Annotated in this window: 15 protein-coding genes; 5 read left to right on the top strand and 10 right to left on the bottom strand. The window is 72.8% G+C overall.

The window, feature by feature from the left end; translation table 11 throughout:
• Nucleotides 1-13: 13 nt before the first annotated feature.
• From malQ to AB0I16_RS16790, 9 genes are all read right to left on the bottom strand, one after another.
• Entirely contained in the window at nt 14-2,101 is a 2,088-nt protein-coding gene (gene malQ, locus AB0I16_RS16830; RefSeq protein WP_363250141.1) for a 4-alpha-glucanotransferase, read from the bottom strand.
• A complete protein-coding gene (locus AB0I16_RS16825) occupies nt 2,094-5,147 on the bottom strand; it encodes an HAD-IIB family hydrolase (RefSeq protein WP_363250140.1) in 3,054 nt (1,017 codons plus the stop codon). The genes malQ and AB0I16_RS16825 overlap by 8 nt, the downstream gene beginning before the upstream one ends.
• A 98-nt stretch (nt 5,148-5,245) precedes the next feature.
• Nucleotides 5,246-6,364 (bottom strand): sugar phosphate nucleotidyltransferase, encoded by a 1,119-nt coding sequence (locus AB0I16_RS16820; protein ID WP_363250139.1) that lies wholly within the window; start codon nt 6,362-6,364, stop codon nt 5,246-5,248.
• Nucleotides 6,357-8,459, bottom strand: coding sequence for a glycosyltransferase (locus AB0I16_RS16815; protein ID WP_363250138.1), 2,103 nt, complete (start codon nt 8,457-8,459; stop codon nt 6,357-6,359). Before AB0I16_RS16815 ends, AB0I16_RS16820 begins: the two co-directional genes overlap by 8 nt.
• A gap of 2 nt (nt 8,460-8,461) precedes the next feature.
• Entirely contained in the window at nt 8,462-9,940 is a 1,479-nt protein-coding gene (locus AB0I16_RS16810; RefSeq protein ID WP_363250137.1) for a hypothetical protein, read from the bottom strand.
• An 8-nt stretch (nt 9,941-9,948) separates the two neighbouring features.
• Nucleotides 9,949-10,749 carry an ABC-2 family transporter protein gene (locus AB0I16_RS16805; RefSeq protein WP_363250136.1) on the bottom strand — a complete coding sequence of 267 codons (801 nt, stop codon included), beginning with the start codon at nt 10,747-10,749 and terminating at the stop codon, nt 9,949-9,951.
• A complete protein-coding gene (locus AB0I16_RS16800; RefSeq protein WP_363250135.1) occupies nt 10,746-11,561 on the bottom strand; it encodes an ABC-2 family transporter protein in 816 nt (271 codons plus the stop codon). Before AB0I16_RS16800 ends, AB0I16_RS16805 begins: the two co-directional genes overlap by 4 nt.
• Nucleotides 11,558-12,625: an ATP-binding cassette domain-containing protein gene (locus tag AB0I16_RS16795; protein ID WP_363250134.1), complete on the bottom strand. Its 1,068-nt coding sequence runs from the start codon at nt 12,623-12,625 to the stop codon at nt 11,558-11,560. The genes AB0I16_RS16800 and AB0I16_RS16795 overlap by 4 nt, the downstream gene beginning before the upstream one ends.
• Nucleotides 12,622-13,917, bottom strand: coding sequence for an aminotransferase class III-fold pyridoxal phosphate-dependent enzyme (locus AB0I16_RS16790; protein WP_363250133.1), 1,296 nt, complete (start codon nt 13,915-13,917; stop codon nt 12,622-12,624). Before AB0I16_RS16790 ends, AB0I16_RS16795 begins: the two co-directional genes overlap by 4 nt.
• A gap of 249 nt (nt 13,918-14,166) precedes the next feature.
• Between AB0I16_RS16790 and AB0I16_RS16785 the strand changes: the two genes are divergently transcribed.
• Nucleotides 14,167-15,234: a glucose-1-phosphate thymidylyltransferase gene (locus AB0I16_RS16785; protein ID WP_363250132.1), complete on the top strand. Its 1,068-nt coding sequence runs from the start codon at nt 14,167-14,169 to the stop codon at nt 15,232-15,234.
• A complete protein-coding gene (gene rfbB / locus AB0I16_RS16780; RefSeq protein ID WP_363250131.1) occupies nt 15,231-16,262 on the top strand; it encodes a dTDP-glucose 4,6-dehydratase in 1,032 nt (343 codons plus the stop codon). Before AB0I16_RS16785 ends, rfbB begins: the two co-directional genes overlap by 4 nt.
• 27 nt (nt 16,263-16,289) lie before the next feature.
• Here rfbB and AB0I16_RS16775 read toward each other — a convergent pair whose 3' ends face one another.
• Nucleotides 16,290-17,327 (bottom strand): LacI family DNA-binding transcriptional regulator, encoded by a 1,038-nt coding sequence (locus AB0I16_RS16775; protein WP_363250130.1) that lies wholly within the window; start codon nt 17,325-17,327, stop codon nt 16,290-16,292.
• 348 nt (nt 17,328-17,675) lie between these two features.
• Between AB0I16_RS16775 and AB0I16_RS16770 the strand changes: the two genes are divergently transcribed.
• The 3 genes from AB0I16_RS16770 to AB0I16_RS16760 all read left to right on the top strand — a co-directional run bounded on the left by AB0I16_RS16770 (nt 17,676) and on the right by AB0I16_RS16760 (nt 20,937).
• On the top strand, nt 17,676-18,947 hold the full coding sequence (locus AB0I16_RS16770; protein ID WP_363250129.1) for an extracellular solute-binding protein: 1,272 nt from the start codon (nt 17,676-17,678) through the stop codon (nt 18,945-18,947).
• Between the two features lie 38 nt (nt 18,948-18,985).
• Nucleotides 18,986-20,035 carry a sugar ABC transporter permease gene (locus tag AB0I16_RS16765; protein WP_363250128.1) on the top strand — a complete coding sequence of 350 codons (1,050 nt, stop codon included), beginning with the start codon at nt 18,986-18,988 and terminating at the stop codon, nt 20,033-20,035.
• A 95-nt stretch (nt 20,036-20,130) separates the two neighbouring features.
• The gene (locus AB0I16_RS16760; RefSeq protein ID WP_363250173.1) at nt 20,131-20,937 is read left to right on the top strand and encodes a carbohydrate ABC transporter permease; all 807 of its coding nucleotides are present in this window, start codon (nt 20,131-20,133) and stop codon (nt 20,935-20,937) included.
• Nucleotides 20,938-20,959: the final 22 nt, after the last annotated feature.

Here is a 20,959-nt window from a genome sequence, read left to right as displayed (position 1 = left end):
CTTCGTTCGGTCTTCAGGTCGTCGACGGCGTCGTCGATCGGGTATCGGGGTGGTGCGGTGACGGCGGTGCGGGGCGCGGCCGCTGCTCGGCGAACACGCCGGCGACCGTCCGGACGAGGGGCGACGCCGGCAGGTCCTCCAGCGGGACGGGGCGGCCCGCCGCGTCGGACACCGGAAGGCGCCAGTTGGGGTGCGCCGTGGAGGTGCCCGGCAGGTTCTGCGGGCGGCGGTCGCCCGTCGCGTCCGGCAGCCAGACCCCGAGCAGCAGGGCCGGGGTGAGCGGCAGGAAGCGGTGCAGGGCGGCCACTTCGCCGTCCGGTGACGGCAGCAGGCCGAGCCGGGTCAGCTCGGCGAGCCAGCCGTCGCGCTCGCTCGCGGCCTCCGCCTTCTCCTCGTCGGCGGGGCGGGTCAGCAGGCCGAGCCGCTCGCGCAGTTCGACGTGCTCCCCGCTGAGCCAGGCCGCGGTGGTCGGCAGGTCGTGGGTGGTGAGCGTGGCCAGGCAGTTCGCGCGCCACTGGTCGGGCGGCAGCGGCCCGTGCCGGCCCTCGCTGCCGCCCACGTACTCGAAGCGCTGCACGGAGGTGCCGAGGATGCCGCGCCCGGCGAGCTCCTCGCGCACACCCTTCTCGACCGTGCCGAGGTCCTCACCGATGACGCTCGCGCCCGCCCGGTGGGCCTCCAGGGTGAGCGCGCCCAGCATGGCCCGCGCGTCATACCGTACGTACGTGCCCTCGGACGGCGGGCGCCCCTCGGGCACCCACCACAGCCGGAACAGGCCCATCACATGGTCGACGCGGAGCGCTCCCGCGTGCCGCAGGTTGGAGCGCAGCAGCTCCGCGAAGGGCAGATAGCCCGCCGCGGCGAGCGCGTCGGGCCGCCAGGGCGGCTGACCCCAGTCCTGGCCCAGCGGGTTGAAGTCGTCCGGCGGCGCGCCGACGCTCATCCCGGTGGCCAGGCAGTGCTGGAGCGCCCAGGCGTCGGCGCCGTCCGGCGCCACCCCGACGGCCAGGTCGTGCACGAGGCCGATCGGCATGCCCGCGTCCTTCGCCGCCCGTTGCGCCGCGGCGAGCTGCTCGTCGGTGATCCAGGCGAGCCAGCGGTGGAACGCGACGCTCTCCGCCAGTTCGTCACGGGCCCGCGCCACGGCGGGGGAGCGCGGATCGCGCAGCTCCACGGGCCAGGCCCGCCAGTCGGCGCCGTGCACATCGGCCAGCGCGCACCAGGTGGCGAAGTCGGTCAGGCCCCGGCCCTCGCGCGCGGTGAACGCGGCGAAGGCCGCCGCGCGGCCGGGGGAGAGCGGCACCGCGTGCACGGCGCGCAGCGCCCGGTGCTTGAGGGAGCGGACCGTCTCCCGGTCGATGAGTGAACCGCCGTCGAGCACCCGCGAGTTGACGGCGCGGGCCTGATCGGCCAGCGCGTGCGCGAGGTCGCGTCCCGGCTGGTCCAGGTACGCGTACTCCGGCACCGCCTCCACCCGTACGTGCATCGGATCGGGGAAGCGGCGCGAACTCGGACGGTAGGGCGAGGGGTCGGGCAGCGGCCCCGGCGGCACGGCGTGCAGCGGGCCGAGCTGGACGAAACCGGCCCCCAGGTCCCGCCCCGACCAGGTGGCGAGCTCGGCGAGGTCAGCCAGGTCGCCCATGCCCCAGGAGCGGCGGGAGAGCACGGAGTAGAGCTGGACGAGGAAGCCCCAGGCGCGGCGGTCGGGCACCGCCAGGCGGTCGGGCACGGCGAGCAGCGGGGCCTCGGCCTCACGCCCGTCCACGCTTACCCGCAGGGTGTGGTGGCCGGGCGGCAGCGCGGCGTCCGCGGGCAGGGTTCCGCCGCCCTCCACCGCCACCTCGGCCACGCCGCCCACCGGCGGCGTCACGCCTTCTCCCGCGCGCGTGACGACGCAGGGCGGCAGCAGCCGCGCGGCCTGTTCGGCGCGGTGGCGGTCCAGGGCCCCACGGGCCGCGGCCGGGGTGGTGGCGTCCACCCCGCAGGCGCCGAGGACGGCGACCAGGGTGTCGGACGAGACGGAGAGGCGCTGCCCCCGGTCGGTGGTGTACTCGGTCGCGACGCCGTGGGCGCGCGCGAGTCCGACGATCGGCTCAGTCATGGGCGGCCTCCCCGCGCAGGGCGGGCACGGGCGAGGCGGCCGGTGCCGCGGCGGGCGCGAAGAGGCGTTCCAGGACCGCGGCGACCCCGTCCTCGTCGTTGCCGGGCGCCGTCTCGTCGGCCATGCGCCGCAGCTCCGGATGCCCGTTGGCGACGGCCACGCCGTGCCCCGCCCAGGCGAGCAGCGGAATGTCGTTGGGCATGTCGCCGAAGGCGATCGTGTCGGCCCCCGTGAAGCCGAGGAGCGCCGCGGCGCGCGCCACGCCCGCGCCCTTGGTGACGCCGGGCGGCAGCACCTCCACCATGCCCTTGACCGAATGCACCACGGAGACCGCGTCGCCGCACAGCTCCGCGACGGTGGCGGCGACGTCGTCCTCGGGCACGTCGGGGTGGTGCAGCACGAGCTTGTCGATGGGCGAGGCCCACAGCAGCGACCGGTCGGTGGTGACGTCCCAGCCGTGCCTGACCCGCTCCCCGAAGCGGGGGGTGACCTTGAAGCGGCTCTCGGGCGGTGCCGTGACGACGCCGAGTTCCAGGGTGCCGAGCACGGCCTCGGCGCGCTCCACCACGTCGCGGGCGAGGTCCAGGTCGAGCGAGGCGGATGCGAGGAGCCGGTCGGTGGCCGCGTCGTAGAGCTGGGCGCCCTGACCGCACACGGCGAGGCCGCGATAGCCGAGAGCGGCGAGGAAGTCCTTGCAGGCCGTCGCGGGGCGCCCGGTGACGACCAGGTGGTGCGCCCCGGCATCGGCGACGAGGGCCAGCGCCCGTCGGGTGCGCTCGGAGACGGTGAGGTCGCTGCGGAGCAGGGTGCCGTCGAGGTCGGTGGCGACGACGCGGTAGGGCGGATCGGTCACCGGCACGGTGTCCCAGGTGACACGGCCCGACCGCAGCGTCAGCATCAGCACCGGGTCACGGCCGGCCGGCAACCCGTCGACGCGGCCCCTGAAGACACCGTCGCCGACCGGTTCGAGGGCCATGAGCGCGGCCCCGCCGCCGGTGGGCACCGGCTCGTCGGAGGCCAGCGCCTCGGCGGCGGACTCGCGCGCCCCGGTGGTCCCGGCGCCGGCCCGGGCGACGATCTGGACCCGTTCGACGAGCGGGTGGCGGTAGGTCACCGTCAGCGCGCCGCCCGGCGCACGGGACACCCGGCAGCGCTCGCGGAGCAGGTCCGCGAGGTCCGGGCGGTCCGCCGCGCGGGCCACCTCCGCGCAGCGGGCGAAGTCGGCACGCGCGTGGGCGGCCTCGAAGAGGCGCTCGTACGCCGCCGCGTCCAGCGGCGCGACCCGCCCGTAGGCCGTGACGTCACCGCGTTCGGCGGCGACGCGCGCGATGAGAGCGCGGTGCTCGTGCCAGGCCGCGTCGGACAGCCGGTCGAACCAGCCGTACCGGATCGCCTCCTCGTCCGGGAAGCGCAGCGGCTCGCCCCGCAGCAGCGAGCCGAAGGCCGCGAGCCGCGCGTCGGCGGCCCGCTCCCAGGTGAAGTCCCGTGCCGTGCGGCGGGCGGCGGCCGACAGGCGGGCGTAGGCGTCGGGGTCGTGGCGGAACACGGCGGCGGCTTCCCTGATGCGCGCGGCGAGTTCCCCGGCGAGCGCCGGATCGTCGTCGTGGAACGAGCCGCGTACGGCGAAGCCGGTCGCCGCCGGGTCGGTGAGCGGCAGCGCGTGCCGGAAGTGCGCGGTGACCTGCTGGGCCGTGGCGATCGGCACCGCCCCGCACGCCATGGCCTCGGCCTGGGCGATGAGGAATCCGTCCAGCTCGAACTTGGACGGGTAGACGCAGAAGTCGGCGCTGGCCGCGTGCGCGAAGAGGGTGTCCTCGCCGGCGAGCCGCCAGTCGAGGTGGACCTGGTCCGGATGGCGGTCGGCGACGCGCTGGAAGTAGGCGTTGGCGGCGCCCGCGGGGTCCTGGCCGCCCCGGCCGGTCGAGCAGCGGATGACGAAGCTGATCCCGGGGTCGGTGGCGAGGACCTCCTCGATCGCCCGCACCAGCTCCAACTGGCCCTTGTGGTGCACCGCGTAGCGGGCCGCGTGGTAGAAGACCGGGCGCGCCGGGTCGAGACCCAGCGAACGCAGCACCGCGGCACGGTCGACGGCCCCGGGATCGCGGGCCAGCCAGCTCTCCGCGATGCCGCAGCCGCCCACGAGGAGTTTGTGGGCCTGCTCGCGCACCTGCCGGGCGACCGGCAGGGTCTCGAAGAGCGCTTCCATCGGGGTGTCGCGGAAGGTGCCGTAGTAGGCGCGCTGTCCGGGCGAGACGAAGTCCACGAGATCGGCGTGCGCCATGACCAGCGGGAAGAGCCCGACGTGGTCGGGACCGTACTCCTCGTGCATGCGCGTGCCCGCCAGGGCGCGGGACATCACCGCCGTGGCGCTGTCCTCCGCAGGCCGCGGCGCGTCGAGCGCGTCGAGGGCCACGGCGTCGCGCACCCCGAACAGGTCGAGGAGCCGCTCCACCTGCGGCCGGTAGAGCCGCTGCGTGACGGGCGCGTTGGCCGCCACCGTCACGGCGGTGCGCAGCCGCGGGGCCGCGCCGAGCACCGGCGGCAGCAGCCAGGAGTAGGACGGCTCGAAGCCGTGCACCACGGCGGGCTCGTCGCCGGTCAGCTCCTCCAGGAAGCGCACCGCGTCCACCTGGAAGACCAGCGGCTTGAAGTGGGCGAGGTCGCGCCCGGCCGTGCCCGGCGGCGGGTAGAGGCGGTCGGGCAGCAGGTCGAGCTGCGTGTTGGACAGGAAGTACACGTCGACGCCGTCCAGCCGGAGCCGGTGGGCGCGCGTGGTCACGTCGAGGGTGACCTCACGCGGGTGGTCCGGCCACGTCCCGGGGTCGAGGACCAGCGGCACGGAGTGCTCGCGGCGGTAGGCCGTCTCCTCGATCGCGTGGTCCTCCCGCAGCGCGCCGAGGAGGCCGTGCGCCGGGGTGACGACCGAGACGCGGTGGCCGCGCGCCGCGTAGGCACGCGAGAGGTTCCACACCAGCGGCGAGAGACCGCCGCGCATGAGGCGGCCGTCGAAGCCGCCGCACTCGAAGGAGACATGGATGATGTGCACGGAAGTAGCGCTCCCTCACTGTGCGGGGACGGCGCGCGCCGCAACGGCGCGCGGTCCCTGCCGGTCGATGTGTGCGGCGCCGCGGCCGATGGCCCCGGTCACGGCCGCACCCCGTCTGCCACCTGCTGCACGCTGCCGTCCTCCATGACCACCGCCGAGACCAGGTCGGCGCCCGGCGGCACGGTGGCGCCGGGCAGGACGACGCTGCGCCGCACCCGGGCTCCGGCGCCGACGCGGACGCCGGGGAACAGCACGCTGTCCTCCACTTGGCCGCGGTTGACCAGATCGGCGGGGACCACGGAGTCCCGCACGCCGGGGCCGCGGGCCACCCGGTGGCGCGCCACCTCGGGTGCGATGGTCCAGGGCATCCGCTCGACCGGCAGGGCGGGCCCGCCGGGCCGCGGGGAGGCGAGGGCGAGGTGGGCGCGGTGGTAGCGCTCGACGGTGCCGATGTCCTGCCAGTGCCCGGCGACCTCGTGGCCGCGGATGTGCTCCCCGGCCGCGAGCATCGCGGGGATCACGTCGCGGCTGATGTCGTGCTGCCAGCCCGTGCCGTCGAGCAGTTCCAGATGACGGCGGAGCACGCGCGCGTCGAAGACGCAGAACGCGGCGAAGACCAGGTCGCTCGTGGGGTTCTCGGGCTTCTCGACGAACGCCGTCAGATGCCCCGCCGCGTCGAACTCGACCATGCCGAAGAGATGCACCCACCGCGGTTCGATGCGCTGGTACGCGACGGTCAGCGCGGCCCCCGACGCCCGGTGCTCCTCGATGAGCGGCCCGTAGTCGAAGCGGTAGACGTGGTCGGCGTGGAGCACGAGGACCTGCTCGGCGCCGTCCCCGAAGACGTACTCGCTCTTGCGGATCAGCGCGTCGGCCGTGCCGCGCTCCAACGGCCAGGTCCGCTCCGGCAGTTCACGGGGCGGACCGTCCCCGGCCGTGCGGTACGCGTCGTCGTACGGGCCGAAGTGCACCCGGAAGTCCGCCGAGGTGTTCCACACCCGGTGCAGGTCGTCCATCAGCTGCCGCTCCTCGTACTGGGAGAGCAGCACGACCTCGCCGAGCCCGGAGGCCCGCGCGTTGGCCAGGCTGAAGTCGATGAGGCGGCAGGCGCCGCCGTAGGGCACGAGGGGCTTGAGGCGGCCGGTGCCGAGCGGGCCCATGCGTCTGCCCTCGCCGCCCGCGAGCAGCACGGCCCGTACCGCGCCGGGCTCAGCCATGCCGCACCTCGTCCCAGGTCACGCGCCCGGAGGAGAGGGTGAGCAGCAGCCATGCGCCGGGGCGTTCGGGCGCGGGCCCGGTGAACTCGCCGGGCGCGGTGCGGGTCAGGGGCCGTACCTCGGGCCGTGCGCGGCCCTGGGCGTCGGGCGGCGCGGGCAGGACCAGTTCGACGCGGTCCGCGTGCGCGAGCCGGTAGGCGAGCCCTCCGTCGGGCAGCAGCGCGAGGCGGGCGCGCAGGCGGGCCACGTCCTCGGCGGGCACCGCGTCGGGCCGGCGCAGGAGCACCTGCTCGCAGGTGGCGAAGTCGGCGCGCAGCCAGGCGGCGTCGAAGAACCGCCGGGCGGCGCCGTCGTCCAGCGGGGCGAGGCGTTCGTACGCGGCGAGGTCGCCGTGCGCGACCACCGCGTCGACGGTGAGCCGCTCGTCGGGCAGCAGCTCCGTCCAGCCGTGCCGCAGGGCGCGTTCGGCGGGCAGCTCCGCGGGTTCGCCGCGCCAGAGCCGGGTGAAGGCGGCCAGGTGCAGGTCGGCGCAGTGCTCCCAGGTGAAGGCGCGGGCGACGGCGGCCGAGCGGCGGGCCAGCTCCCGGTAGCGGCCGGGGTCGTCGGTCCACAGGGCCACCGCCTCCTTCACGCGTGCGGTCAGCGCGGCGGTGAGCAGTTCGTCGTCCTCGGCGAACGACCGGTTCACCGCGAAGCCGGTGGTGGTCTCGGGGCTGTCCGCGTGCCGGAAGTGGGCCATGCCCCGCTGGTCGGTGGCGATGGGGACCGCGCCGGCCGCCATCGCCTCGCCCTGCGCGATCAGGAACGTGTCCATCTCGAACTTGGAGGGGAAGAGGCAGAAGTCGGCGGAGGCCGCGTACTCGAAGACGCTCCGCTCGTCCACGCGCTCCCACTCCAGGTGCAGCCGGCCGGGGTGGCGCCGGGCGATCTCGTGGAAGAACGGGTCGTCGATGCCGTCGGCGGAGATGCAGCGGACGACGAAGTTGGCGGCGAGCCCGTCGGTCAGGACGCGGTCCACCGCGCGCAACAGCTCCACCTGGCCCTTGTGGTGCACCGCGTAGCGCGCGTTGTGGAAGAAGGTGGGCAGGGACGGGTCGAGGCCGAGGCCGCCGAGCACCTTCTCCCGGTCGACGCCTGCGGGGTCCCAGGCGAGCCATTCGTCGGAGATCGCGCAGCCGCCCACGAACATCTTGTGCGCGTTGCGCCGCACGACGCCGGCGATCGGCAGCCGGGCGAAGAGCTGCTCGAAGGGCGTGTCCCTGAAGGACGCGTAGAAGTCGAGCTGCCCCTCGGAGAGGAAGTCGACCAGGTCGGCGTGGTCCGCGGTCAGTTCGTACACCGCGACGTGGTCGGCCGGGTAGTCGTAGTGCAGATGCGTGAACTGCTGGTACTGGCGGATCGCCGCCGGAAGCGCGTCGGCGGTGTCCGGCGCGGGCAGGGGCACGTCCGCCCCCAGCTCGGCCAGGAGCCGCCGCACCTTGGGCCCGTACACCTTCTTGGTGATCGGCATGTTGCTCTGCACGTTGCTGACGACCAGCTTCGAGGGGTCGTCGCGCAGCGCGGCGGGCAGCAGGTAGTGGTAGTACGGCTCGTGGGCGTGCACGAGGGCCTTCTCGTCGCCGAACCACGTGCGCAGGAACCGCACGCTGTCGACCTGGAAGACGAGCGGCTTGAAGAAGACCAGGTCGCTGCCCTTGGCGGAGTACGGCGGATAGAACGTCTCCGGCAGCCGGTCCAGGTACTCGTCGGCCAGGAAGTACAGATCGACCCCGTCGAGGCGGATGCGGTGCGCGGTGGTGCGCAGCTCCAGGGAGACCTCGGCGGGGAAGCCCCGCCACACCTGGGGGTCGAGGACGATCGGCACCGTGTGCACGTCCTCGTAGGGCAGGTCCTCGACCTCGTAGCGCTCACGGAGGTCGTCGAGCCTGCCGTGGGCCGGGGTGACGATGGAGACCCGGTGGCCGCGCGCGGCGAAGGCCCGGGAGAGGTTCCACAGGTACACCGAGGTGCCGCCCTGCAGGAAGGTGTGGTCGAAGCCGCAGCACTCGAAGTACGTCTCGATGATGTGCAGGCGCGGATCGGTCGGCTCGGTCACGGTCACGTCCTCGCGGAGGTCGGAGCGGAGGCGGAGGAGAGGGCGGGGGTGTGCGACCCGCCCAGCGTCAGGGCGTGGCGCAGGTCGATCGCGGCGTGGTAGGGGCGGGCGTGGGCGCAGTTGTAGGCCAGCTCGTGCAGTAGCCGCCGCAGGTACAGCAGGCGCCACAGCGGGCTGTCGGCGGCCGGGCCGAGCAGCAGCCGCTGCACGCGCTCCCGCCACAGGTCGGCCGTGCGGAACACCTGGTCGAGGACGGCGCGGTCCGCCTCCGCCCAGCCGGGGGCGCCGTCGAGGGCGCCGCGCATCGTCTCCAGGGAGTCCACGCCGAGGCGCCGGGCGCTCTCGAACGCCGCCTCGTCGGCCGCGAAGTACTCCAGGGCGCGCTGCACGGCGACGAGGTCCTGGAGCGGTGACTGCGCGGCCCAGCCCGGGTCGTCGGGGCCGAGCGCGGGCGTGGAGAGGTCGATGACGCTCATCCGGCGGCCGGTGACGGTGCCAGGGCCGCAGAGCAGGTGCGACAGGTGGAGGTCACCGTGGCACGGGCCGGCTCCCGGCACCTCGTCCCGGCCCTCGAACGCCGCCTCCAGCGAGGCAACTTCGGCGTCGAGCGCGGCGAAGGCGGCCTCCCGGGAGCGCTCGGGCAGCGCCACCCGCGCCCCCGCGAGCGCGGTCCGCCGCTCGGCGGCCCGCGCGAGCACCTCCCGGGCCGGATACCCGGTGGGCGCGGGCCCGCCGAGCCGCGCCGCCAGGTCGCGGTGGAAGGCGCCCAGGAAGCCGCCGGCCGCGCGGAGCTGGTCCTCCAGAGGCAGCAGATGGGGCCGCACCACGTCGGCGGGTGACTGCCGGGCATCGGTCAGGCGCGGCCACAGCGAGCGCAGGTTCTCGCGGAGCGGCAGGTCGATGCCGTCGCCGGGGGCGTAGCGGTAGATCACGCCCAGCGGATGCGGGGCACCCGTCGCCGGGTCCGTGTAGGTGTAGTCGCCGACCCAGGCAGGGGTGTGCCCGGTGCCGCTCATGAGCCGCAGCAGCTCCGGTTCGCGCACGGCCTCGTCGAGCCTGCGGTAGGTCTTGTGGATGTGCGGCACCCCGGCGATGTCCACCAGGGACAGGGCGTTGGAGGACCAGCCCTGCTCGAAGGGGAGCCTGCGCACCTCGGGCGCGGGCCCGCCCGTCCCGCGGAAGCGGATGGTGCCGCCGCGCGCGGTCGCCAGTTCCCCGCCGGAGCAGGCCCTGGCGACGGCGGCGGCGTCGAACTCCGTGCTGCCGTGCGCCTCCTCGACGCCTCGCGCGGTGCCGGGGCGCACGGGCAGGAAGAACCGCTGCCCCGCCGCGGGGCCGCCGACGGCGGCGACCACGAGGAGGAGCGCGGCGTCGCCGAGCACCGCGTGGTCGACGCGTTCGTAGCGGTCGGCCGTGCGGCCGTCCTCGGACATCCAGGGCGCGGTGCGCAGCAGCGGTTCGAGGTCTTCGTCGCGGATCATGCGGCGTCTCAACTCCCGGTCATGTCGAATCGGTTGATGCCGCGCCGCCACACCGCCAGAGCCGTGAGCACCGCCCCCGCGGTCACCACGGGGAGCCACACCAGGAGGCCCGTGTCGCCCGTCAGGAGGTAGACGCAGGGCACGTACGAGGTGAAGGCGAAGGGCAGCACCCAGGTCAGCAGGGCGCGCAGCGAGGAGTGGTAGATGTCCAGCGGGTAGGCGGCGAACTCCGACACCTGGGTGGCGGCGTACATCGAGGGCAGGCTCGTCACGGTCCAGAAGGACAGCGAGGCGAAGAACAGCTTCACGGCGGTGTGGATCAGCGCGCCGCAGAGCACGAGCAGCGGCGCCAGCGCCCACTGCGCCGCGGTCGGGTCCAGGCCGAGTTCACCGCCCGCCCAGATCACGAGGACCGCGCCGACGATCAGCTCGCCCAGGCCGTCGGGGTGGAAGAAGCGCTCGGAGAGCAGGGAGAACAGCGGGTTCACCGGCCGGACCAGGTAGCGGTAGAACTCACCGCGCTGCACCAGCTTGCGGCCCAGCTCCCACAGCTGGTCGGTGAAGAGGTGGTCGAGGCCGCGCGGCAGCAGGGAGAAGCCGAGCAGGAAGAGCACCTCGTGGTACGACCAGCCCCCCACGGCGGGCACCTGGCGGAAGACCAGGCCCACCACGGCCGTCTGGATGCCGACCCGCACGAGGAACGCGCCGGCGCCGAGCACGAAGTCGAGCCGGTAGGCGGCGAGCCGGTGCAGGCCGACGCCGCCGAGGAAGAGGGAGAGGCGGAGGTACCGCAGAGCCGTGCGCGTCATCCGCCGAGCACCTCCAGGCGTCCGGTGGCGGCGCGCCACAGCACCGCGGACAGGGCGGCGAGCGCCACGGCCCAGCCCGCCTGCTGGGCCAGGACGCCGAGGGCGCCCGCGACGCCCTCGTACCGCCCGAGGAGCAGGGTGAGCGGGCCGTCGACCATGCCCCTGAACGGCAGTGCCATGGCGACGGCCGCGAGCGGACCCGGCATCAGCGCGATCGGCACGAGCTGCCCCGCGAAGAACGCGACCACGCTCTGCTTGAGCATGCGCACGCCCCAGGTGTTGGTGGTGAGGAAGCCGGTCATGCCGGTCAGCAGGTTCACGCAGAAGGCGATGAGCACCGAGAGGACCGTGGACAGGGCGAACAGCGCCGCGTTCCCCGCGGTCGGCGCCGTCATCGGGACGAGGAAGGAGAACAGCAGCAGCACGGGGACGCCGACGAGCAGCGCGTTGGCCGCCACCACGGGAAGGCAGGCGGCGAACCGCACGAGCGGATAGCTCACGGGGCGCACCAGCATCACCGCCACGTCACCCCGGTAGACCTCGGCGGCCACCTCGTCGTCGACGCGGTTGGCGTGCAGCACCTGGAGCACCTGCGCCACGAGGAGGTACGTGGTGATGCCCGCCGCGGTGAAGCCGCCGGGCCCGGCGCCGGGCGAGCCCGCGTACACGGCGCGCCACAGGAAGACCGTCACGGCGGCGCCGGCCGCCGCGGTGACCCCGGTGACGAAGAACATCGAGCGGTACTGGAGCAGCGACTGCAGTCCGCCGGTGGCGAAGGGCAGATAGCGGCGGGTGCGTGTCACCACACTCATGCGGCACCGCTCCCGGCGCGGGCGGCCGACGGGCCGGGGGACGCGCTGCCGGTGGCGTCGCGTGCGTAGACGCGCCGCAGCACGTCCTCCAGGTCGGGTTCGGGGGCGTAGCAGTCGGCCAGGTCGAAGCGGTCGAGGAGGAAGGCGAGCACCTGCCGCGAGGTGAACGCCGCCACGGGGTAGTCCACGCGGATGCGCCCGCCGTCGTCCTCGCTCGCCCGCACACCGGGCAGCCCCCGCTCGATCTCCTCGCAGGCCGCGGGCAGCGGCAGCGGGTCGCGGTGGTCGAAGGTGACGCTGCGCCGGTCGGCGGTGCGCAGCAAGTCCTGGATGGTGCCCTGGTGGACGACCCGGCCGCGGTCCACGACCAGGGCGCTGTCGCAGATGGCGGCGATGTCGCCGATGTCGTGGCTGGTGAGCACCACGGTGGTGCCGAGTTCCTGGTTGGCGCGGTTGACCAGGACCCGCACGGCCTCCTTGAGGACCATGTCGAGCCCGATGGTCGGCTCGTCCCAGAAGACGACGGCCGGGTCGTGCAGCAGGCTCGCCGCGATCTCGGCGCGCATCCGCTGTCCGAGGCTCAACTGCCGTACGGGCGTGGTGCCGAGGGCGTCGATGTCGAGCAGTTCGCGGTAGAGCCGCAGGTTGCGGCGGTAGACCGGCTCGGGGATGTCGTAGATCCGGCGCAGGATGCGGAAGGAGTCGGGCACCGAGAGGTCCCACCACAGCTGGCTGCGCTGGCCGAAGACGACACCGATGGAGCGGGCGTTGCGCTGCCGCTCGCGGTAGGGCTCGATGCCCGCGACCAGGCAGCGCCCGGAGGTGGGCGTCATGATGCCGGTCAGCATCTTGATGGTGGTGGACTTCCCCGCGCCGTTGGCCCCGATGTACGCGGTCCTCGAACCGGCGGGGATCTCGAAGGAGACCCCGTCGACCGCGCGGACGATCCGGTGCTCGCGGGTGAAGAGGGTGGCGAGCGCGCCGAGGACACCGGGGCCGCGTTCGGCGACGCGGAACTCCTTGGTGAGGTTCTCCGCGACGATCACGGGTGCGGAGCCGGTCACGTGGCGGTCACCCGCTCGATGGCCTCGGCCAGGATGCGGACGCCCTCGTCGAGCTGGTCGTCGGTGAGGGTGAACGGCGGGGCGAGCCGGATGATGTGCCCGCCGACCGAGGTCCGCAGGCCCAGGTCGAGCGCGGTCGTGTAGACGTCGCGGGCGATGCCGGGAGCGGGCGTCCGGCTGTCCTCGTCCGTCACGAACTCCAGGCCGAACAGCAGCCCGGCCGCGCGGACGTCCCCGAGCTGCTCATGGCGTGCCCGCAGGACGCCGAGACGCTCGTCGAGGAGCGCCCCCAGTTCCCGCACGCGTTCGGTGAGCCGGTCGCGTGCGATGACGCCGAGCGTGGCGCGCGCGGCGGCGATGCCGAGGGGGTTGCTCGCGTAGGTGGAGGCGTACGACCCGGCCCGCGCGGCCTCGGGTGAGCGCAGCAGCTCGGCACGGCCCGCGAGCACCGCGAAGGGGAAGCCGTTGGCCATGCCCTTGGAGAGGACCACCAGGTCCGGTTCGATGCCCAGGGCCTCGCTGGCCAGGAAGGAGCCGGTGCGGCCGCCGCCGGTCAGCACCTCGTCGGCGACCAGCAGCACGCCGTTGGCGCGGCAGGCCTCCGCGATCTGCTCCCAGTAGCCGGGCGGCGGGACGATCACGCCGGCCGCGCCGAGCACCGGTTCGAAGACGAGCGCGGAGACGTTCGGCTTCTCGGCGATGTGCTTGCGCACCAGCGAGGCGCAACGCACCCCGCACGAGGGGTACTCCAGGTCGAGCGGGCAGCGGTAGCAGTACGGCGAGTAGCCGAGGACGCTGTTGCCCGCGAAGGACTGGTTCCCGATGTCCCAGTGCACCAGCATCCGGGCGCCCATCGTCTTGCCGTGGAAGCCGTGGCGGAGCGCGCCGAGCCGGTTGCGGCCCGGGGGAGCGGTCGCCTGCACCACGCGCAGCGCGGCCTCGACGGCCTCGGCGCCGGTGGAGAAGAAGGCGTACGTGTCGAGGTGCTCGGGCAGCAACCGGGTGAGCAGGCCGAGGAGTTCGTCCCGCCCCTCGGTCGCGCTGTCGTGCACGTTCCACAGCCGGGCGGCCTGCGCGGTGAGCGCGTCGACGACCTCGGGGTGGCAGTGGCCGAGCGACTGCGTGAGCGTGCCCGCCGCGAAGTCGAGGTAGTCGGCGCCGTCGAGGTCGGTCAGGACGGCGCCCCGGCCGTGCGCGAAGACGCGCTGCCCGAGGGCGGTCTCCTCCGAGGCGCCGGGCGCCAGGTGGGCGGCCTCCCCGGCCAGCTGTGCGCGCTGGCGGTGACCTGTCACTGCTGCCCCCAGTCGGTGGTTCCGGTGATGCGTCAAGTGCGTGCCGGGATACCGCAGTTGAGCCGGGGTCCGGTGGACGCGGATCGAGTCAAACAAGCCGTCGACACCTTTGGCAAGGGCTTTCAGAAACTTTCAGACAGGGCTTGCGGTAGCCCGGTCGGCTCTGCTTGAGTCATGGAGCCGCTTCGAGTACGAGGAGGGAAACGTGGTGACGCACCCCCTTGCCGCCCCGCAGAGCGGGCGGCTTCCTTGAAGGCTCTGATCCTGGCGGGCGGAACGGGCAGCCGACTGCGGCCGTTCACCTTCACCAGTGCCAAGCAACTGCTGCCCATCGCCAACAAGCCCGTGATCTTCTACGGCCTTGAGGCCATCGCCGAGGCCGGCATCACCGAGACCGCGATCGTGGTCGGCCGCCACGGCACCGAGATCCGCGAAGCCGTCGGTGACGGCACCCGCTTCGGACTCCGGGTCACCTACCTGCAACAGGACAGACCGCTCGGCCTCGCCCACGCGGTGCTGCTCGCCCGGGAGTTCCTCGGCGATGACGACTTCCTGCTCTACCTCGGCGACAACTACCTGCAAGAGGGCCTCACCGGATTCGTCCGGCGGGCCCGGACCGACCGGAGCGCGGCCCGGCTGCTGCTCACCCCGGTGCCCGACCCCACGGCCTTCGGCGTGGCCGAGCTCGACGAGCACGGCGACGTCCTGCGCCTGGAGGAGAAACCGGACCGGCCGCGCAGCGACCTCGCCCTCATCGGCGTCTACGCCTTCGGCCCGCAGATCCACCCGGCGGTCCGGGCGATCAGCCCGTCGGGCCGCGGGGAGCTGGAGATCACCGACGCCGTGCAGTGGCTGATCGAACAGGGTCAGCGCGTGGCCGCGGAGACCACCGAGCGGCCCTGGCGCGACACGGGCAGCGTCGACGACCTCCTGGAGGTCAACCGGCAGGTGCTCGACGGCATGACGGGCCTCGTCGAGGGCAAGGTCGACCCGCACAGCACCCTCGTCGGCCGGGTCCGGGTGGCCGAGGGCGCGGTCGTACGCGGCTCACGCGTGGTCGGCCCCGTGGCGATCGGCGCGGGTACCGTCGTCAGCAACAGCAGCATCGGCCCCTACACAGCCATCGCCGAGGACTGCCGGATCGAGGACAGTGCCATCGCGCACTCCGTCCTGCTGCGCGGCGCGCAGGTCGAGGGGGCCTCCCGGATCGAGACCTCCCTGATCGGACGGGGCGCCGCGGTGTCCCCGGCGCCTCGCCTCCCCGGTGCCCACCGGCTCGTCATCGGAGACCACAGCAGAGTGCAGCTCACCTCATGACCAGACACGCCCCGGCGCACGCCGCCGGCCACGGGACCGCGGGCGCCGGCCGCGCCTCCCGCGTCCTCGTCACCGGCGGCGCGGGGTTCATCGGCTCCGCCTACGTCCGCGCACTGCTCGGGCCCGACGGCCCGGGCGGCGCCGTGACCGTCCTCGACAGCCTCACGTACGCCGGCAGCCTAGCCCGGCTCGCGGCGGTGCGCGACGACCCCCGGTTCACCTTCGTGCACGGCAGCGTCTGCGACGCCGAGCTGGTCGACGCGCTGGTCGCCGGCCACGGGCAGATCGTGCACTTCGCCGCCGAGTCCCACGTCGACCGCTCCATCGCGGGCGGCGCCGACTTCACCCGCACCAACGTGCTCGGCACCCAGACGCTGCTCGACGCCGCGCTGCGGCACGGCGCCGGCCCCTTCCTGCACGTTTCCACCGACGAGGTGTACGGCTCGCTGCCGCACGGCGCGGCCACCGAGGAGCACCCGCTCGCGCCCAACTCGCCCTACGCGGCGTCGAAGGCGGCGTCCGACCTCATCGCCCTGGCCCACCACCGCACCCACGGCCTCGACGTCAGGGTCACCCGCTGCTCCAACAACTTCGGCGCCCACCAGCACCCGGAGAAGCTCATCCCGCGCTTCCTCGCCGCCCTGCTCGACGGTGACAGCGTGCCGCTGTACGGAGACGGCCTCCAGATACGGGACTGGCTGCACACCGAGGACCATGTGCGCGGCCTGGAGCTGGTGCGCGCCGGGGGCCGGCCGGGCGAGGTGTACAACATCGGCGGCGGCACCTCCCTGACCAACCTGGAGCTGACCCACCGGCTACTCGCCCTGTGCGGCGCGGACAGCGGACGCATCGCCCACGTCACCGACCGCAAGGGCCACGACCGCCGCTACGCCGTGGACCACACCAAGATCAGCACCGAGCTCGGCTACCGCCCCCGGACCGACTTCGACGAGGCCCTGGCCCGCACGGTCCACTGGTACCGCGAGAACCGCGCCTGGTGGGAGCCCCTGCTGCCGGCCCGCTGCTAGCCGCGCCCCCGGAGCCCGTGCAAGGGCCTAGGCGGAGCGGCGGTCGTCGCGCCGGCCCGACGCGGTCGAGTCGCGCACGACAAGCTCCGGCAGGAAGACGAACTCGCTGTGCGGCGCGGGGGTGCCGCCGATCTCCTCCAGGAGCGTGCGGACCGCGGCCTGGCCCATCGCCTGCACGGGCTGGCGGACGGTGGTCAGCGGGGGATCGGTGAACGCGATGAGGGGGGAGTCGTCGTAGCCCACCACCGAGATGTCGCGGGGCACGTCGAGGCCCCGTTCGCGGGCGGCGCGGACCGCGCCGAGCGCCATCATGTCGCTGGCGCACACGATCGCGGTGCAGCCCCGGCCGATCAGTGTGTCCGCCGCGGCCTGGCCGCCCTCCAGCGTGTACAGGGAGTGCTCGATCAACTCGGCGGACGCCTCGGCCGCCATGCCGAGCCGCTCGCGCATGCCGAGCTGGAAGCCCTCGATCTTGCGCAGGACGGGCACGAACCGCCGGGGGCCCACCGCGAGGCCGATGCGGGTGTGGCCGAGCGAGGCCAGGTGCGTGACGGCGAGCCGCGCCGCGGCCCGGTCGTCGGTGGAGACGAAGGGGGCCCGCACCTTGGCGGAGAAGCCGTTCACGAGGACGTAGGGCACGCCCTTGCCGCGCAGCACCTCGTAGCGCTCCATGTCCGCCGTGGTGTCGGCGTGCAGTCCCGAGACGAAGATGATCCCGGAGACGCCGCGGTCCACCAGCATCTCGGTCAGCTCGTCCTCGGTGGAGCCGCCCGGCGTCTGGGTGGCGAGCACCGGCGTGTACCCCTGGCGGGTCAGGGCCTGGCCGATGACCTGCGCGAGCGCGGGGAAGATCGGGTTGTCCAGCTCGGGCGTGATCAGTCCGATCAGCCCCGCGCTGCTGCGCTGCCGCAGGCGTGAGGGGCGGTCGAAGCCGAGCACGTCGAGCGCCGCGAGGACGGATTCCCGGGTGGCCGCCGCGACACCGGGCTTGCCGTTGAGGACGCGGCTCACCGTGGCTTCGCTGACCCCCGCCTGCGCTGCGATGTCGACGAGCCGTGCGGTCATGGACTGGACTGTACCTGTCATCAGGCCGCTTGCCCACCAGATGCGCAAGGACATGCAACCTTGCAGCAAGCTTCCGTTCATGCAAGAAACTTGCAGTGCTGAAAGCGGGCCGCCCGGGGGAGTGAGGCCACCTCAGAGCGGTGTCAAGCGCATCATCGGCAACCGTAAGGACACGCGGCGGTAACAATGACCGACGCTTGCAGAAATTTCTCGCAAGGTCTTTCGGAGGCTTTTCAATCCTGTTACGTTCCCTGGCAACCCGGCGCCGCGTCCAGTGCGGCTCACCGGAGGCGCCTCTCGCCGAGGTCACGCCTCCCCTCGTTCCCGGGTTCAGTCGAAGGAGTTCACATGCGGCGTGGCATAGGGGCCACCGCGTTGGTCGCGGCCCTCACCCTGACGGCGGCAGCGTGCGGTGGTGACGACGGTGACAGCGGCAAGAAGGGCTCGGGCAAGCTCTCCGGCACGGTCACTTTCTGGGACACCTCCAACGACGCGGAGAAGGGGACCTACGAGAAGCTCGCCAAGGGCTTCGAGAAGCTCCACCCCGACGTCAAGGTCAACTACGTGAGCGTCGCGTTCGGCGAGGCCAACGCCAAGTTCAAGAACGCCGCGGGCGGAAACTCCGGTGCCCCCGACGTGATGCGCACCGAGGTCGCCTGGGTCGCCGACTTCGCCAACCTCGGCTACCTCGCCCCGCTGGAGGGCACCGCCGCCCTGGACGAGGCGGACGACTACCTGCCGCAGGCGGCGGCGAGCACCAAGTTCAAGGGCAAGACCTACGCGGTCCCGCAGACCATCGACACCCTGGCGCTCTTCTACAACAAGAAGATGCTCAAGAAGGCCGGCGTCCCGGTGCCCGCCAGCTTCGACGAGGTGAAGTCCGCCGCCGGGAAGATCAAGTCGAAGACCGGCAAGACCGGCCTCTACCTGCGCGGCGACGACCCGTACTACTACCTCCCGTACCTCTACGGCGAGGGCGGCGACCTCCTCGACACCAAGAACAAGAAGATCACCGCCGACGACCCCGAGGGCGTCGCCGCGTTCAAGGTGATGAAGGACCTGGTCGACTCCAAGGCCGCCACCACCGACGCGAGCGACGGCTACAACAACCAGCTGAACGCCTTCAAGGACGGCGAGGTCGCCATGGCGATCGACGGCCCGTGGTCCATCGAGGGCGCGCTGAAGGGCAAGGAGTTCGCCTCGGACAAGGGCAACCTCGGTGTCGCCCCCGTCCCCGGCGGCAGCGACCGGCAGGCCGCCCCGCAGGGCGGCTGGAACCTCGCCGCCTACGCCGGCTCCGGCAACCTCGACGCGAGCTACGAGTTCATCAAGTACATGAGCTCGGCCAAGGTGCAGCAGCAGACCACCGAGAAGCTCAGCCTGCTCCCCACCCGCAAGTCGGTCTACGACGAGAAGTCCGTGAAGAGCAACCAGATGGTGCAGTTCTTCAAGCCGGCCGTGGACAAGTCCGTCGAGCGCCCGTGGATTCCGCAGGCCAACTCCCTCTTCGAGCCGATCCGCCTGCAGATGGGCAAGGTGCTCAGCGGCAAGGCATCGCCGCAGGACGCGGCGGACGGCGTCGGCAACGCCTACCGCAAGCTCCTCAAGGACTACAAGTAAGCAGCGGGAACGGGAAGAAGAGGAGGGCTGACCGCCTCATGGCTGTCGAGAGCGGCCAGTCGGTGGTGAAGGCCGCGGATGCCACGCGCATCCGCGGCCGCGGCCACCTGACCGGCAACACCGACCGGACCGGGAAGAAGAACCACCGGACCGGCAAGAACCCCGGGCGCCTGCGCCGGGCGCTGTCCACCCACTGGTACGCCTGGGCCATGGTCGCCCCCGTGGTGACCGTGATCGGCGTGATCATCGGCTACCCGCTGGTGCGCGGCCTCTACCTGTCCACGACCGACGCCAACGAGGCGAACGTCGAGCGCACCATCGGCGTCAACCACATCCCGGCGACGTACGAGTCGGTCGGCCTCGACAACTACACAGCGGTCCTCTCCGACGGCGTGTTCTGGGACCGGCTGACCTGGACCGTCATCTGGACCGTCTCCTGTGTCGCGCTGTCCTTCGCGCTCGGCCTCGCCCTGGCGAACATGCTCAACCGCAAGCTGGCGGGGCGCTCCATCTACCGGATGGCGCTGATCCTGCCCTGGGCGGTGCCCGCCTTCGTCTCCGTGTTCACCTGGCGGCTGATCTTCAACGAGAAGAACGGCATCCTCAACAAGCTCCTGGCCGGCGGCGGCATCGACGCCATCCCGTGGCTGAACGACCCGACGTGGGCCAAGCTCTCGGTGATCACCGTCAACGTCTGGCTCGGCGTGCCGTTCATGCTGGTCGCCATGCTCGGCGGCCTCCAGTCCATCCCGAGCGAGCTGTACGAGGCCGCCGAGATGGACGGCGCGAACGCCTGGCAGCGCTTCCGGCACATCACCCTGCCGGGCCTGCGCTCCGTCAGCAGCACGGTGATCCTCATCAGCAGCATCTGGACCTTCAACATGTTCCCGGTGATCTTCCTGCTCACCCGGGGCGGTCCCGGTGACGCCACCGAGATCCTGGTGACGTACGCCTACCGGCTCTCCTTCGTCGTGAGTCCCCGCGACTTCGCGGGCTCCGCGGCCTGGGGCGTGATCATTCTGCTGCTCCTTTCGCTCTTCGCGGTGTTCTACCGCCGCGCGCTCCGCAAGCAGGGAGAAGTCTGGTGACCACCGTGACGAAACGACCGACCGGAACCACGACCGGAACCACGGACGGGACCGGGCCGAAGCGGAGGTCCAGGCCGCGCGGCGAGCGCGGGCCGCTGGCCTCCGTCGGGCTCCACGTGACCCTCCTCATCGCCTCCGCCATCGCGGTCCTGCCGCCGCTGTGGCTGCTCGTCACGTCGTTCAAGCCGCAGAGCGAGGCGTTCTCCACCGCCCTGGTGAAGGACTTCACCCTCGGCAACTACGACCACGTCATCAACGACACCGAGTTCGTGAGCTGGGTCGGCAACTCCCTGCTCGTCGTCGGCCTGACCACCGTCATCGGTGTCTTCATCTCCGCGACCACCGGGTACGCCGTCAGCCGCTTCAAGTTCCCCGGCATGCGGCCGCTGATGTGGCTGCTGCTCATCACCCAGATGTTCCCCGTCGCGGTGCTCATCGTGCCGCTGTACAACCTCCTCGCGAGCCTGGGCCTGCTCAACCAGCCCATCGGCCTCGTCGTCACCTACCTGACGATCGCCGTGCCGTTCTGCGCCTGGATGATGAAGGGGTACTTCGACACCATCCCGGTGGAGATCGACGAGGCGGGACGCGTCGACGGCCTCAACCCGTTCGGCACCTTCTGGCGCCTCATCGTGCCCCTGGCCAAGCCGGGTCTCGCCGTCACCGGCTTCTACAGCTTCATCACCGGCTGGGCCGAGGTCGCCTACGCGTCCGCGTTCATGACCGGCGAGGAGAACCTCACCCTCGCCGGCGGTCTGCAGACCTTCGTCAACCAGTACACCAGCGACTGGGGCTCGCTGACGGCCGCCGCGGTGATCGTCGCGGTCCCCGCCGCGATCATCTTCGGCTTCGTCCAGCGCCACCTCGTCGGCGGACTGACGGCCGGCGCGACCAAGTCCTGACTCTCGATCTCTCGATCCCAGG

The sequence above is a fragment of the Streptomyces sp. NPDC050703 genome (genome assembly GCF_040654435.1).
Classification (GTDB): Bacteria; Actinomycetota; Actinomycetes; order Streptomycetales; family Streptomycetaceae; genus Streptomyces.
The sequence above is the reverse complement of the archived record's forward strand: the minus strand, read 5'-3'. Positions and strand labels throughout refer to the sequence as shown.

Excerpts from the sequence above, each read along its gene's own strand:
- malQ (WP_363250141.1), bottom strand. The coding sequence starts at position 2,101 with ATGACTGAGCCGATCGTCGGACTCGCGCGCGCCCACGGCGTCGCGACC.
- AB0I16_RS16820 (WP_363250139.1), bottom strand. The coding sequence starts at position 6,364 with ATGGCTGAGCCCGGCGCGGTACGGGCCGTGCTGCTCGCGGGCGGCGAG.
- AB0I16_RS16810 (WP_363250137.1), bottom strand. The coding sequence starts at position 9,940 with ATGATCCGCGACGAAGACCTCGAACCGCTGCTGCGCACCGCGCCCTGG.
- AB0I16_RS16805 (WP_363250136.1), bottom strand. The coding sequence starts at position 10,749 with ATGACGCGCACGGCTCTGCGGTACCTCCGCCTCTCCCTCTTCCTCGGC.
- AB0I16_RS16800 (WP_363250135.1), bottom strand. The coding sequence starts at position 11,561 with ATGAGTGTGGTGACACGCACCCGCCGCTATCTGCCCTTCGCCACCGGC.
- rfbB (WP_363250131.1), top strand. The coding sequence starts at position 15,231 with ATGACCAGACACGCCCCGGCGCACGCCGCCGGCCACGGGACCGCGGGC.
- AB0I16_RS16775 (WP_363250130.1), bottom strand. The coding sequence starts at position 17,327 with ATGACCGCACGGCTCGTCGACATCGCAGCGCAGGCGGGGGTCAGCGAA.
- AB0I16_RS16770 (WP_363250129.1), top strand. The coding sequence starts at position 17,676 with ATGCGGCGTGGCATAGGGGCCACCGCGTTGGTCGCGGCCCTCACCCTG.
- AB0I16_RS16765 (WP_363250128.1), top strand. The coding sequence starts at position 18,986 with ATGGCTGTCGAGAGCGGCCAGTCGGTGGTGAAGGCCGCGGATGCCACG.